Annotated in this window: 14 protein-coding genes and 2 pseudogenes; 10 read left to right on the top strand and 6 right to left on the bottom strand. The window is 61.1% G+C overall.

What is annotated here, in order from left to right; genetic code table 11:
- Positions 1 to 245: 245 nt before the first annotated feature.
- Genes M1L53_RS34155 through M1L53_RS34145 form a run of 3 tightly spaced genes read left to right on the top strand, consistent with a single transcriptional unit; the run spans position 246 to position 2,338 of the window.
- Entirely contained in the window at positions 246 to 746 is a 501-nt protein-coding gene (locus M1L53_RS34155; protein WP_058037332.1) for a DUF2231 domain-containing protein, read from the top strand.
- A gap of 36 nt (positions 747 to 782) precedes the next feature.
- On the top strand, positions 783 to 1,574 hold the full coding sequence (locus tag M1L53_RS34150) for an acyl-[acyl-carrier-protein] thioesterase (protein ID WP_058037333.1): 792 nt from the start codon (positions 783 to 785) through the stop codon (positions 1,572 to 1,574).
- Complete coding sequence (locus M1L53_RS34145; RefSeq protein WP_058037334.1) at positions 1,571 to 2,338, top strand: VIT family protein; 768 nt, start codon at positions 1,571 to 1,573, stop codon at positions 2,336 to 2,338. Before M1L53_RS34150 ends, M1L53_RS34145 begins: the two co-directional genes overlap by 4 nt.
- A 135-nt stretch (positions 2,339 to 2,473) precedes the next feature.
- Here M1L53_RS34145 and M1L53_RS34140 read toward each other — a convergent pair whose 3' ends face one another.
- Complete coding sequence (locus M1L53_RS34140; RefSeq protein WP_058037335.1) at positions 2,474 to 3,046, bottom strand: AAA family ATPase; 573 nt, start codon at positions 3,044 to 3,046, stop codon at positions 2,474 to 2,476.
- 260 nt (positions 3,047 to 3,306) lie between these two features.
- On the opposite strand from M1L53_RS34140, the gene M1L53_RS34980 reads away from it, so the two are divergent.
- Positions 3,307 to 3,501: an integrase core domain-containing protein gene (locus tag M1L53_RS34980; RefSeq protein ID WP_082661327.1), complete on the top strand. Its 195-nt coding sequence runs from the start codon at positions 3,307 to 3,309 to the stop codon at positions 3,499 to 3,501.
- Between the two features lie 78 nt (positions 3,502 to 3,579).
- On the opposite strand, the gene M1L53_RS34135 is transcribed toward M1L53_RS34980, so the two are convergent.
- The 5 genes from M1L53_RS34135 to M1L53_RS34115 all read right to left on the bottom strand — a co-directional run bounded on the left by M1L53_RS34135 (position 3,580) and on the right by M1L53_RS34115 (position 6,769).
- The gene (locus M1L53_RS34135) at positions 3,580 to 3,801 is read right to left on the bottom strand and encodes a ferredoxin (protein WP_082661328.1); all 222 of its coding nucleotides are present in this window, start codon (positions 3,799 to 3,801) and stop codon (positions 3,580 to 3,582) included.
- A complete protein-coding gene (locus M1L53_RS34130) occupies positions 3,798 to 5,003 on the bottom strand; it encodes an NADH-ubiquinone oxidoreductase-F iron-sulfur binding region domain-containing protein (protein WP_058037336.1) in 1,206 nt (401 codons plus the stop codon). The genes M1L53_RS34135 and M1L53_RS34130 overlap by 4 nt, the downstream gene beginning before the upstream one ends.
- 1 nt (position 5,004) lies before the next feature.
- The gene (locus tag M1L53_RS34125; protein ID WP_058037337.1) at positions 5,005 to 5,562 is read right to left on the bottom strand and encodes a ferric reductase-like transmembrane domain-containing protein; all 558 of its coding nucleotides are present in this window, start codon (positions 5,560 to 5,562) and stop codon (positions 5,005 to 5,007) included.
- 2 nt (positions 5,563 to 5,564) lie between these two features.
- Positions 5,565 to 6,401, bottom strand: a complete 837-nt coding sequence (locus tag M1L53_RS34120; protein ID WP_231915143.1) for an FAD:protein FMN transferase — start codon at positions 6,399 to 6,401, stop codon at positions 5,565 to 5,567.
- Between the two features lie 101 nt (positions 6,402 to 6,502).
- Entirely contained in the window at positions 6,503 to 6,769 is a 267-nt protein-coding gene (locus tag M1L53_RS34115) for a hypothetical protein (RefSeq protein ID WP_058037339.1), read from the bottom strand.
- A gap of 181 nt (positions 6,770 to 6,950) precedes the next feature.
- On the opposite strand from M1L53_RS34115, the gene M1L53_RS34110 reads away from it, so the two are divergent.
- From M1L53_RS34110 to istB, 6 genes and pseudogenes are all read left to right on the top strand, one after another.
- A complete protein-coding gene (locus tag M1L53_RS34110; RefSeq protein WP_058037340.1) occupies positions 6,951 to 7,613 on the top strand; it encodes a response regulator transcription factor in 663 nt (220 codons plus the stop codon).
- The gene (locus M1L53_RS34105; protein ID WP_058037341.1) at positions 7,610 to 8,845 is read left to right on the top strand and encodes a cell wall metabolism sensor histidine kinase WalK; all 1,236 of its coding nucleotides are present in this window, start codon (positions 7,610 to 7,612) and stop codon (positions 8,843 to 8,845) included. The genes M1L53_RS34110 and M1L53_RS34105 overlap by 4 nt, the downstream gene beginning before the upstream one ends.
- Positions 8,846 to 9,263: 418 nt before the next feature.
- On the top strand, positions 9,264 to 9,728 hold the full coding sequence (locus tag M1L53_RS34100) for a hypothetical protein (RefSeq protein ID WP_058037342.1): 465 nt from the start codon (positions 9,264 to 9,266) through the stop codon (positions 9,726 to 9,728).
- Positions 9,725 to 10,228: a condensation domain-containing protein gene (locus M1L53_RS34095; protein WP_058037343.1), complete on the top strand. Its 504-nt coding sequence runs from the start codon at positions 9,725 to 9,727 to the stop codon at positions 10,226 to 10,228. Before M1L53_RS34100 ends, M1L53_RS34095 begins: the two co-directional genes overlap by 4 nt.
- A 67-nt stretch (positions 10,229 to 10,295) precedes the next feature.
- Positions 10,296 to 11,941 (top strand): annotated as a pseudogene (istA, locus tag M1L53_RS34090) (IS21 family transposase); the annotation flags it as partial.
- Between the two features lie 45 nt (positions 11,942 to 11,986).
- A pseudogene (gene istB, locus M1L53_RS34085) lies at positions 11,987 to 12,788 on the top strand (IS21-like element helper ATPase IstB).
- The last annotated feature ends 132 nt before the right edge of the window (positions 12,789 to 12,920 follow it).

The raw sequence follows: 12,920 nt of genomic DNA, 5'->3' as shown, positions 1-12,920 counted from the left end.
TCCATCAGCGCTTCCCGCAGGCCTCACTCTGCGGATACCCCGGTAGCTGCAATTCGACCCCCTATGTGACCGGCGGGGTTCGATGACGCAAACGCCCCGTGCGAGCACGGATTAACTCTGCACTGCCCCTCTGAAGGACATAGGCTTCCACCGAGAACTCTCCAAGAATCAGTCGATACGTTGACACGGAGCCGCGTGACACGCGGCTGACTTTCGCGTCGTTGCACGAGATCGGGAGATCAAATATGGGATTGACCACGATCGGCGGCCTACCCGCACACCCACTTCTAGTCCACCTCGTCGTTGTCCTCGTACCGATATCAGCACTACTGCTCGTTCTCGCGGTATGTTGGCCCGCTGCAAGAATCCGACTGGGACTGGCACCAGCAGCGATCGCGTTGATCACACTCATAGCCGTGCCGATCACCACCGACGCCGGTGAATGGCTCGAACACCAAATCCCCGAAGATCCTTTAGTCCAGGCACATGCCGAATTGGGTGATCAGATGCTGTTCTGGTCCATCGGGGTGTTCGTCCTCGCCGCCGCATGGTGGGTCCTTCACTCGACACGCTTCGCAACGTGGCGAGCGGATCGTCCCGACACATCGGCGTCGCCGAAACTCTGGCGGATTGTCGTCATCACAATCGCTGCCCTGTCCGTCCTCGTCGCTGCCGGCTCGATTGTGCAGGTGTACCGGATCGGCGAGAGCGGAGCGAAAGCCGTGTGGAACGACCAACTCGGATAGACCAGCCGAGAACAAACAACGAAAAGAGCTCTGCCCGTGACAACCTCGGCACCACACACGTCCGCGAACCGCGGAGGGTCACAGTCCGATCCGCTCGCACCGCGCCCTTCCGAAGGGGCAGTCTTCAGTAACTCGTGGCCCGTCCGTACCGGAGACATCCACCCGGACCGAAGCCTACGACTCGACGCCATAGCCCGTTACCTGCAAGATTTGGGTTTCGACAACCTCGAAGCAAACGGCGCAGCCCAGACCCACCCACTGTGGGTGGTACGTCGAACGGTCATCGACGTCATCAGACCGATCAGCTGGCCCGACACCGTACGATTACATCGATGGTGTTCCGCCCTCTCGAGCCGCTGGTGCACCATGCGAGTGCGTATCGAATCAGACGGCGGCGGTTTGATCGAAACCGAAGGATTCTGGATCAACATCAATCCACAGAACGGGATGCCGTCTCGAATCAGCGATGACTTCATGGCGCCGCTCGCCACGACAACCGACGAGCATCGCCTCACCTGGCGACGATGGATCACCGACGTAGCGCCAAACACTGCGGGTACCGAATTCTGTTTGCGGCCCAGTGATATCGATCCATTCGATCACGTCAACAACGCCGTGTACTGGCAACCGGCCGAAGCGTCGCAGAGAAGGCATCCGTCCCTGCCAAAGGCTCCGTACCGAGCTGTTCTGGAATACACGAAACCCATCACCATCGACGAGACCGTCGAAATCCGAACCACCCACCACGCAGAAACGAGCACCGCGTGGTTCGTGTGCAACGGCGATACCCGTGCCACAGCACAATTCACGAAACCCGGCCCGTCATGACAGATTCGCCTCGATCGCCGAGCTCATCAGGAGGAGCCGACAACGACAGCGAAAACCGTCGACCGGCTCACGACGAACCACACACCGCTGGTGTGTCCTCGCGGCTGAACTGGCTGCGCGCCGGGGTACTCGGAGCCAACGACGGCATCGTCTCCGTCGCAGGCCTCGTCGTCGGTGTCGCGGCCCTCTCACCCGACCGCGGCCCGATCCTGACCGCCGGTGTTGCAGGTCTTGTCGCCGGCGCTGTGTCGATGGCGCTCGGCGAATACGTGTCCGTGAGCACTCAACGTGACACCGAACGCGCCCTGTTGGAGAAAGAACGCCGCGAACTCGAGCAGACGCCCGGTGCAGAACTCGACGAGTTGACCTCCATGTACCAGGCCAGGGGCTTGAGCGAGGAAACCGCCCACAAAGTCGCGGAGGAGTTGACCGCTCACGACGCGTTCGCCGCACACGTCGACATCGAACTCGGTATCGACCCCGACGAGTTGACCAACCCGATCTCCGCGGCACTGTCGTCGGCAATATCGTTCACGGTGGGAGCGTTGCTTCCCTTGATCGCGATCCTCGCCCCACCGACTGGGGCTCGGATTCCTGTCACCTTCGTCGCGGTCCTGCTTGCGTTGGCGCTGACCGGCGCGGTGAGCGCGCGTCTGGGCGGAGCGAATCCCCGTCGCGCGGTAGTTCGTGTGGTGCTGGGCGGCGCCCTCGCGATGATCATCACCTACGCCGTAGGGCAACTACTCGGAGTTGCAGGAGTCTGACAGCAGATACGGGATCGCACTGCCCCGCGTGCACTGACCAACGCCAATCGGGACGCCCGGTAGGTCCAAATGCAGTCGCGTGCAGTGAGGCGGCCGCGATCGAGCTTCCCTCGATGCACTTGCCTCTATCTCGGCTCAACTAGCTGCGAGTGCTGCGAGTGCTGCGAGTGCTGCGATCAATGACTCGTAGGTTCCCTCTGCGGTGGAACGGTCGGCGTCGATTACGAGGTAGTTCGAGCGAATTCGCAGGTACTGGGTGAGATGGTCGTGAATTCGTTCAAGAAGTCCATCTCCTCCGTTCTGCACGATCACCTGGTCGAGTTGCTGCTGATGGGTGATCTCCAAGTGCGTACTTCGTTCGGCGAATCGAGCGAGCGCCTGTTCTTTGCTTCCAATCAGTACGACCTCGAGATACTCGGCATCGCTAGTTTTCGCCGCCACCTCAAAGTCCTCGATTTCGGTAATTCGGGTAACTAGCTGCGGCATCACCACATCGTGCCCACTCTGCAAATGGGTTGCCGCCATGCTGACGGCGAGCTCTCTTGCCGCAACCAAGGCGGTCCAGAAGTTGTCTTGCCATCCACCGACGAGACTGACCACATGATCGGTGTCGAGGTTAAGCACTCCGGGGTGACGGTCGGCGTACATCCGGGCAATCGTCGACTTCCCGATACCGGAGGCCCCATTCAGATGAATCAGTCGCGGCATTCTGCAAACACTAGTTACGAAGCTTCGAACTTTGGGGCTTACCCGCTGAACTCCCGAAAGGTTGTGGGGTGGTCGATCGCAGACCATATGCGCATCGACCTGACCGCGTAGGCGTTGACGAAAGCGACTGCTGGTGCTGCTGCTGCTGCTGCCACGCTTATCGAACCCGGAGCTGTTTTCCACCCGGATCGCGGTAATCAATACAACTCCAGGGCATTTCGTCACCTGATGTCCGGCCTGGAGCTGCGATCATCTATGGGATGCACGGGGTGTGCTGGGACAGGAATACGGCCGAAAGATTCTTCCCCGCGCTGAAGAACGAGTTCGTCTTCCGGACCGTCGACGCAACGAAAGATCAAGCGCGACAAGATATTGTGGGATACATCGAAGGTTTCTGCAACCCGCGACGTCGTCACTCGACGCTCGACTGCCGGCCTCCGAACGAGGTTCACTGATAGTCATCAGCAGCTCGCGATCGCGGCCTGAAATTAGTCATCTCCATTGTCCGAAATCCTCATGACAGATCAACCCACCTACGGCAGGAGTCGCAGAGCTGCAGTAGGGCAGAGCTTAACAGCGCGCTCAGCATCCGATTCGAGTTCTGTGGGAACGTGCGACTCTCGCTGGCGGTCATGCGCCAACGGATATCCCCACTCGTCACGCCCAAACAAAGTCGGCAACAATTCTGTACACAGTCCGCGACCGTCGCATGCAGTCCAATCGATATGCAGGACTTTGCCCACCCTCCTACTCATGGCGTGGCCTCCATATGCGCGCCGACCTCGCAGCGACCGTCCGCGTGCAACCGGAGATCCCGCCCGAATACACGCAGTGAACTCCTCACAAATCGCGCTGTACCGTCGGGGTGTTTGCACGCACCACGACCGTCGACCAGATCTGCCAGGTAGTGGATTGAATCTTCACTGTGAGTACGGCCTTCCCGATAAGCAACCTCAGAGAGTGCCTGGGCCAGTCGAGGCAATCCATTGACGCAGGGCCCGCACTGGCGTGCACTCTGACCGGCGAGATACTGCACGATATCGGCCGAAATCTGCAAGCCGCAACGTGAGTGGTCGAGCACGTGAATGACACCGGCGCCCGGGGAGGCGCCGACAAAGCCCAGCGACGCGGTTGACATGATGGTTGCCGACAGCTCCACCGCATCGATCCAACCACCGTGATACCCACCGATCAGGACAGCACGCACACCTGCCGAATCAGTGCGGGAATACCCGGACACCAACTTCGCCACCGAGATCCCCATCGGCACCTCCACGACACCGCCGACTGCCACATCGCCTGAAATCGTTACCAGCATCGTCCCCACTCCACCGTTGACTCCGCGCGAGCGAAACCACTCAGGTCCGTATCGGGCGATCAGTGCGATGTGCGCCAGGGTCTCGACGTTCTGAACTACTGTCGGCCGCCCGCGAAGTCCAGATGAAGTGTTGTGAGCGAATCGATCTCGAGGTAGGGCTCCTCCCCCTTCGATCATCCCGATCACAGCTGACTTCTCGCCGCTGACGAAAGTTGTCGGAGACTCGACGAGGTTGACGGGAAGCTCACCGAATCCAGCGCTCCGCCGCTCCTCCAATGCTTGCCGCACGAACCGGAGCTGACGTTCTCCCGCATAAAGGTAAATCTCTCGACTACTCGTCTCGTGCGCGACCAGCAGCAATCCGTCGATCACGAGGTGGGGTGCATGTTCGAGAAGTACCGCATCCTTCTGACTGAGCGGTTCCCCTTCGCTGCCGTTCGCGATCACCACCACGCGCCTTCCGGTGACGGAATCGAGTTTGCTCGCCGTACGAAACGCCGCTCCCCCCTTGCCTGCGAGTTCGGCATCTGCGAGTAGACACGTCAAGGTGCCCGGCTGCAGGGAGTTCGGGAGAGGGCCGAAGAGTGCTGTGTGCGTGGCGAGGTCGGGTGAACGTGCGGCGAGTAGTCCGATGGTCATGTCATGTCCGTTCTGCAGTACGTAAGGTCGCGTACTCGATGAAGTCGGTCCGAAGCCGCCAACTCACTGATCCGACGACCGCGATCGCCGAACCAACGGTGATCGCGAGAAACCATGCGTGCCCGGAATCGGTACCGTTGCCAAGTCCGTGCGCGAGTGCGATCGGCCACAGTGCGTATGCGCCCCAGTGAACTAGTCGAAAGGTTCTGTTCCCGATGCGATTTCGGAGCATTCCGGTGAGTGAGACTGCAAGGAGAATGTCGAATGCGAGAGTGCCCAGTCCTAACCAGACAGGTCGGTAGTCACCTAGGAAGGGGAAGATGAAATCCACGAGTTGAAGTTGCGCGTACGGGTCGGCGAGAAGTGACAGCATGTGAACGACGACCAATATGAGCCCGATCAATGCTGCGGCCCGGTGTACGTTCTGTACCCCGAATCTAGGAAGCCCCGCAAGCGCTCTCCCCGAGCGTGTGAAGATTCCGAGCACCATCGACACCGTGAGGAAGGCAAGGGCGGTAACTCCTGTCCCACGCCCGAACGCCCAGAATGCCTCGTCCATGGCTATAAACCCTCCCTGGCACTGACGATCTCGCGATCTGACGGCCACCCGTTCAGCAGACGGATCTCACCCGACGAGCCCACCAGCCGCGCCGGCAAACCTTCGATCTCGAGCTCCTGCGCACCGGCAAACCCTCGTACAACGCACGCAGTACTTGCGAGGTTGGCCGACACGCAACTGTTGGCTGCAACAGTGACCGTCTGCCATGTGCCATCTGCACTGCGACCACTATGAGGATCGATGATGTGGTGCACGTTTCGACCGTTCTGCGACCACCGGCGCTTCCTGGTGCTCGAGGTGGCGACGGCCACTCCCGGAGGAAGAACGACGTTACTGGCAGGAGCGTCGTCGCCGTCTTGCACCAGGACTGTCCAACCACCGTCGGGTGACGGGCCTGCTGTGGCGATGTCTCCTCCCAGACACACCAACACTCCGCAATTCAGCTTCGCGCTGACTGCTAGTGCACAGTCGTCCGCCGCCAGCGCCTTCGCTGTTGCTCCAAGGTCGAGTTGAACACCGGCCGGGACAGTGACGGTTTGCCCGTCAAGTCGGACCGAACTCCACAGTGGGTTCGAGACGAATGACGTTCGGATCGGTACCTCCCGGCCCTCGATCAGTGCAAAGTCGCGGTCGTAACCGAGTGCGATCATCGCCGCCCCGATGGTTGGATCCACCGCGCCTTCTGTGATCCGGGCGCCATCAAGCGCTGTTCGGAGTAGGCGTGCGAGAGTGCTGCTCACTTCGACCGGGATACCTCGGGCATTCTCAATCAGCCGAATCTCGGAATCATCGCGAAATCGGCTGCATGCCAATTCTATTCGGTTTAGGTATTCGTCCACGATCAACCTGGCCGGTAGGAGAGATTCAGGGTCCGTCACCACTATCGACGCCTCGATTCCCCATAACGTCCACTCCGACCTCGCGACAGGCGACACCGCGGTCACGATCCGGCCGATCGAGCGTGGGAGCCGTGAGCGCCGGAACTCCCGCTCGACAGGCGCGGTGTTGCAGTTGTGGACGTCGGGGTGGAGGCAGTGCCCGCGCCCGAGTTAGCGGAAGGGATGTCGTTGACCGTCGTCACAGTCGCCACCGTTTGGGTATCGGAGTAAGCAAGGGCCGTTCCGCCGATGACCCCGACCACTCCCAATGCCACGAGGGTTCCGGTGACTGCTCGTACCTTTCGGAATCCGTCTTCCGGTGTATTCATCTGATGCCCGCTCTCAAATGCTCGATGAAGAACTCAACAATCGGCCTCGGTGCTGATACACACCTGGACGGTCGCTGTGAAGCCGCTGTGAGTCGGCGCAACACCCCTCGCTGGCTCTGACGTCCACGATCCAGACACAATCTTGGAGAGTTCTCAGAACAGACGTGGCAGGCTCGCACTCATGGCCCCGAACCCACGAATTCTTCTCGTCGAGGACGATCGGCAACTAGCGGGCTTGCTCGCGGACTTGTTCGAGGACGAAGGGCACGATGTCGATGTCGCGCACGACGGGCAAGCTGGCCTTCATTTGGCGCTGACACGGGCATACGACGTGTTCGTCTTCGATCGAGGTTTGCCGGTCGTCGACGGCGTCGAGTTACTCAGGACCCTCCGAGCACGCGACTCTAGCGTCCCCGCGTTGATCCTCACTGCACGTGGTGCCCTCACTGATCGTGTCGAGGGGCTCGATGCCGGCGCAGAGGACTATCTGGTCAAACCCTTCGAGATTCCCGAATTGCTGGCTCGAATACGCGCCCTGCTTCGCCGCCGCGCCTCGGCCAGTCCGATCCACGTCGGCAGATGGGAAGTCGATCGCGCCAACCGGACAGCCACGGACACGGCGTCCGGTTCGGTGACCTCACTGTCGGAAAGAGAGAGCGAACTCATCGGACTTCTGTGCGCGTCACCTGGACAAGTCTTCTCTCGCAGCCAACTGCTCGAGCACGTGTTCGGAAGCGCAGACACCCCGGGCACTGTCGATACCTACGTTCACTACCTCAGACGTAAGCTCGGCCGGAATGTCATCGCAACGGTTCACGGCCTCGGGTATCGGTTCGGAGAATGATCTGCCGCAGAAAAGTCAAGGGCCACCGAGGATCTACCACTGGCTTCGGCGACGAGGCGCGTCTACGGCGAGCCGGCCGATCCGCGGCGATACAGGCTGCCGTCGCGCTGGGCGCCGTGTTGTTGATCGTGGGAGCCGTATCGTACCTCGGCTACGCGCGGGCACAGGATCGTCAAATCCGCTCTGCACTGACCGAGGTTGCGGCGACGGCGGACGATGCGGATGATCCGCCCCCTGGTATGTCGCTCGCATTCCGCTCGGCCGATGGTGCCGTTGCTGTCAGCCCACGCGCACCTCGTGGTACCACTGGTCTCCTCGACTCGCCGGTCGGCTATACCGATTTCAGCAGTGCAGCTCAAAATTATCGCGCCCTCGTCTCGGATGGCGCCGAAGGCCGTGTGGCAGTTGTCGCAGCACTCGAGCCATACGAAACCGGCAGACAGCGACTTCTCCTGGCGCTCGGATTCGCCGAAATCACCGGTATTGCTGCATCCGTGGGTGTCGTGTTTCTGTTGTCACGGCGTGCGATCAGGCCGCTGAGCCAGGCTCTCGAGTTGCAGCGACGATTTGTCGCCGATGCGTCGCATGAACTCCGCGCACCATTGACCGTATTGCATACTCGCGCACAACTTCTGGCCCGTCGAGGAAATTCGATCGAGTCGTTCGAGCTGGTAGCTCAATTGAACGGACTGGTCGACGACACTCGCGCTCTGGGCGAAGTGATCGAAGATCTTTTGATGGCGGCGTCGATGGATGACAGACGACAGTCGAGGCATCGGGTCGATATGGCGGCGGTCTGTGAGCAAGTGCGCGGCAGCGTCGCAGATCACGCCCAGAAATCGGGGGTCTCCGTCGAAACCAGTGAGTCGGGTACGGGCGAACCTGTGGTCCTGGGGATCGAATCTGCTCTGCGCCGCGCTGTTCTCGCGCTCGTAGATAATGCGTTGGCGCATGAGCGACCGGGCGGTCACGTCCTTCTCCGTGTCGAACGTGATCGTGATCAGGTCAAAGTCCGTGTGAGCGACACCGGAATCGGGATCGCTCCCGAGGTCGTCCCCATTCTGTTCGACAGGTTCTCGCATGGGGAGATGCAGCCTGCAGGTTCGCGCCGATACGGAATCGGATTGTCGTTGGTCCGCGAGATCGCACATGCACATCGCGGCGAAGTCATTATCGAATCGACGCCAGGGGTCGGCTCCGCCTTCGAACTCATCCTTCCGGCAGCCGGCTGAAAGTGCGCGAGGTCGGGACGGCAATGCACTCCGGCAAGAGAATCCACGCGAGCACGTGCCCCCAGAACTCTCCAAGAAATGCTCCCTACGTTGGTCTGCGTGGGACTGACCAGGATCGGCGGATTGTCGGCGCGTCCACTTCTCGTCCGCTGTGTCGTCGTGCTCGTTCCGCTTTCCGCGATTCTGGTTCTCTGTACAGTTCTCTGGCCGAATGCACGCATACGACTCGAAATATTGCCTGCACTGACGACAGAGGTCACCGTGGTCCTAGTCCCGATCACCACCGACGCAAGTGAACGGCTCGAACACAACTCCCCTTGCTACGTCTATCGAATCGGTGAGAGCGGAGCAAGGACCGTGCGGAAGGAACAGGCGCAAAAATCCCCTTAGAGCGAGTCGACGACAGGAGCGCAGTGTGATGATTCGATTCCCCGGAGTGTATGCACCACAAAGCCGTACCCGATTGATTTCGGATGCCGCACTCGCCGAACACATGGATGCTTCGTCCCAGGTACTCGACCCGCGCTCCGGTCGTGGCGCTGTGAACGCCTGTGCAGCCGGTCCCGGCACCGAATCAGTTTTCGCTGCCGACATCTCACGCCGCGCTGCAGTCTGCCCGTGGTTGAGCGGACAGTTCCATGGCGCCAGAATCCGCGTCAGCTGTGGGGGCCTCCTGCCCCTGTTGCGCGGTCGTCGATACGACCTCGTCATAGCGACCCCACCTAACGTTCCGTCGCTATGCAACCGGAAGCCGCGAATCGGCCCCGCACACAGCTGGGACGGTACAGCCCAGTTGTCGCGCAGGACATATCTCGAGTCGATGCGCGTCATCGAACCTGGACAGGACATCAAGGAAATCGTCGTTATCCGGGCCCGAGTATGACGTCACTGACGGCCGCGCAACGGTCTCTATATTTCGCGCAGACGCTCGACCCCACAACCCCGTACGTCATTGCGCAGTATGCCGAGTTGACCGGAGAACTGGACGCAGACCGCCTGGAATCCGCAACGGTCATCGCTCACCGTGAATTCGGTATTGCAGGCCTTCACCTACGCGTGACGGACGGTGTCCCGGAACTGCATGACGACGTGAACATCGCCGTTGTCGGCGAAAGGCTGGACTTTCGCCGATTCGACAATCCCGTCGGAGCAGCTACCTCCTGGATGCAACACGAATGGTCGACCGCGACCCTATCTTCGGACCAGCCGCTTACAATCGCGAAGCTGCTGCGCGTCGGCCCGGACCGTTGGTTCTGGTACTACCGCGCTCACCACATAGCACTTGACGGGTACACATCTGTTTATGACAGCTTGAGTCGAGACCACCGTGACGGCCAGACCCAGACCCATCTGCGACTCGCCGGACCGATGATGACGGTTTGAGCTGAGCCCACCTCAGAGTTGGTGCCATCTGGCTTGTTCGGATGCCAGCAACTGCTGGAGGGCAGTGATGGAGACTCGAATGGAGTTGTTCGCCCGAATTCGACGTGACGCCCGGATCGAGGAGTATTCGATCCGGCAGTTGGCCCGCCGCCACCAGGTCGGCCGGGCAACGGTGCGGATGGCGTTGGCGCAAGCGGAGCCGCCACCGAGAAAGATCCCGGTGCGCTGTTCCCCGAAACTGGATCCGTTCAAAGCCGCGATCGACGCCATGCTCACCGCCGATATCGACGCACCACGAAAACAACGCCACACGGCCCGCCGAATCCTCGCCAGGCTGGCCGACGAACATGGAGCGCAGCACCTTTCGTATTCCACGGTGCGTGACTACGTGCGGGTCCGGCGAGCACAGATCGACGTCGAAGCCGGACGCCGCATCGAAGTATTCGTCCCGCAGGAACACGCACCCGGTGCCGAAGCGGAAGTCGATTTCGGTGAAGTATGGGTGATCCTGGCCGGGGTGAAAACGAAATGCCACATGTTCGCCTTCCGGCTCTCGCATTCGGGGAAATCCGTGCACCGCGTGTACTCGACCCAAGGGCAGGAAGCGTTCCTCGAAGGTCATATCGCCGCGTTCGACGAGATCGGCGGTGTCCCGACCCGTCACATTCGCTACGACAATTTGACCAGTGCAGTGCAGAAAGTGATTTACGGGCAATCTCGTGCTCGTGTGGAGAACCCGCGGTGGGTGCTGTTTCGTTCGCACTTCGGGTTCGACCCGTTTTACTGCCAGCCTGGTATCTCCGGGGCGCACGAAAAAGGCGGTGTAGAGGGCGAGGTGGGCCGGTTCCGCCGAAACCGATTGTCCCCGATGCCTGTTGTCGACTCCCTCGATGAGCTCAACGAGAAGATCCGCGGCTGGGACACCGCCGACGACAGTCGGCGCATCAATGACCGGATACGCACTGTCGGGCAGGACTTCGCCGTCGAAGCACCGCTTCTGCGCCCTGTTCCAGGCGAGGGCTTCGATCCTGGATTGTCGCTGGAACCGCGGGTCGATCGGTCAGCGTTGATCACGGTGCGGATGGCGAAATACTCTGTCCCAGCACGTTTCATCGGCAGGAAGGTGCGGGTGTCGTTGCGGGCATCGGAAGTGGTGGTCTTCGACGGACGGGCGGCGATCGCTCGCCATCAACGGGTCATCGCCCGGGGCGGTCAGAGCCTCGATCTCGACCACTACCTGGAAGTACTGCGCACCAAACCCGGTGCCCTGCCAGGGGCCAGCGCTTTGGCCGCAGCCCGCAGAAACGGGACGTTCACCGCCGCTCATGACGCGTTCTGGGCGGCGGCCCGCAAAACCGACGGTGACGCCGGCGGAACCCGCCAACTCATCGATGTCCTGCTCCTGCACCGCACCATCGATAGCGATGACGTAATCGCGGGCATCGAAGCCGCGCTGACCGTGGGTGCAGTGACCGCTGATGTCGTCGCGGTCGAAGCCCGCCGACACGCATCATCGGAGGTCGATGCGGGTGGGTCTGATTCAGGCCGTCATCTCGTTGCTCGTCGCGACGGCCGCGAGCAACGCGTTGTCAGCCTGACCCAACGCCGTCTCGCCGATCCGGCAGCGATCATCGCTGGTCTGCCAGCCGATTCTCGGCCCGCACCGACGGTCGATCACTACGACCAACTCCTGCGACTCCCCGAACGCCGCAATCTCGCCCCATCCGCCGCCCGAGCCGAGTGAAAGAAGGCCCGAACATGGTTCGTCCACCCGTCACGGTTTCCACCACGCTGCGCCGCCGAGGTTTAACCGAGGAAGCCGCCACCGCCGCAGTCGATCAAGCCTGCCGCCGGCTACGGCTACCCACCATCCGTGCCGTCGTCGCGGACGCCGCCACTGCCGCCCGCAAGGACCAGCTTTCGTACTACGGATTTCTGGCGGAGTTGCTGCTTTCCGAATGCGACGACCGTGACCGGCGAAGTGTGGTGCGGCGAATCAAGGGAGCAGGGTTCCCTCGCGAAAAGTGGTTGGCCGACTTCGATTTCGACGCCAACCCCAACATCAATCCCGCCACCATCGGCACCCTCGCCACCGGCGACTGGATCCGCAAAGGCCAACCCCTGTGCTTGATCGGGGACTCCGGAACCGGGAAATCGCATCTACTCATCGGGCTCGGCGCGGCGGCCGCCGAAGCGGGCTACCGCGTCAAATACGTCCTCGCCACCCGATTAGTGAACGAGCTCGTCGAAGCCGCCGACGAGAAACAACTCGCCCGCACGATCGCCCGCTACGGCCGAGTGGATCTACTTTTGCTGGACGAACTCGGTTACATGGAACTCGACAAGCGAGGTGCTGAGGCGAGCTGCGGGTTTCCACGGAGACGAACAAGTGCCAACCCCAGATAGATGGGGCGAGGTGTTCGGCGACGAGGTCGTGGCCGCGGCGATGATCGACAGGCTGGTCCATCACGCAGATGTCATTTCGCTCAAAGGTGACAGCTATCGCCTCAAGGATCGTGATCTCGGCCGTCCGATGCCCAGTCAGAAAACCGAGACCTGATCGCATAACCGCACGCAGGGGTCAACTTTCAGATGCCGGAAAGGGATCAAGATTCAGGTTCTGGCCCAATTTCCGTGACGGCTCCACCTTCGCGCCGCGTGTTGTTCCGGTAGGAGGTGGACCGTGCGGGAG

It is taken from the genome of Rhodococcus sp. T9N, from assembly GCF_024436645.1.
In the GTDB taxonomy this organism is placed as follows: Bacteria; Actinomycetota; Actinomycetes; order Mycobacteriales; family Mycobacteriaceae; genus Rhodococcus_F; species Rhodococcus_F qingshengii.
The sequence above is the reverse complement of the archived record's forward strand: the minus strand, read 5'-3'. Positions and strand labels throughout refer to the sequence as shown.

Bases quoted from the DNA above. Each gene is read 5' to 3' on its own strand.
- M1L53_RS34095 (WP_058037343.1), top strand. From the start codon at position 9,725: ATGACGTCACTGACGGCCGCGCAACGGTCTCTATATTTCGCGCAGACG.
- M1L53_RS34155 (WP_058037332.1), top strand. From the start codon at position 246: ATGGGATTGACCACGATCGGCGGCCTACCCGCACACCCACTTCTAGTC.
- M1L53_RS34110 (WP_058037340.1), top strand. From the start codon at position 6,951: ATGGCCCCGAACCCACGAATTCTTCTCGTCGAGGACGATCGGCAACTA.
- M1L53_RS34130 (WP_058037336.1), bottom strand. From the start codon at position 5,003: ATGACCATCGGACTACTCGCCGCACGTTCACCCGACCTCGCCACGCAC.
- M1L53_RS34105 (WP_058037341.1), top strand. From the start codon at position 7,610: ATGATCTGCCGCAGAAAAGTCAAGGGCCACCGAGGATCTACCACTGGC.
- M1L53_RS34115 (WP_058037339.1), bottom strand. From the start codon at position 6,769: ATGAATACACCGGAAGACGGATTCCGAAAGGTACGAGCAGTCACCGGA.
- M1L53_RS34135 (WP_082661328.1), bottom strand. From the start codon at position 3,801: ATGAGTAGGAGGGTGGGCAAAGTCCTGCATATCGATTGGACTGCATGC.
- M1L53_RS34125 (WP_058037337.1), bottom strand. From the start codon at position 5,562: ATGGACGAGGCATTCTGGGCGTTCGGGCGTGGGACAGGAGTTACCGCC.
- M1L53_RS34140 (WP_058037335.1), bottom strand. From the start codon at position 3,046: ATGCCGCGACTGATTCATCTGAATGGGGCCTCCGGTATCGGGAAGTCG.
- M1L53_RS34145 (WP_058037334.1), top strand. From the start codon at position 1,571: ATGACAGATTCGCCTCGATCGCCGAGCTCATCAGGAGGAGCCGACAAC.
- M1L53_RS34980 (WP_082661327.1), top strand. From the start codon at position 3,307: ATGCACGGGGTGTGCTGGGACAGGAATACGGCCGAAAGATTCTTCCCC.
- M1L53_RS34100 (WP_058037342.1), top strand. From the start codon at position 9,264: ATGATTCGATTCCCCGGAGTGTATGCACCACAAAGCCGTACCCGATTG.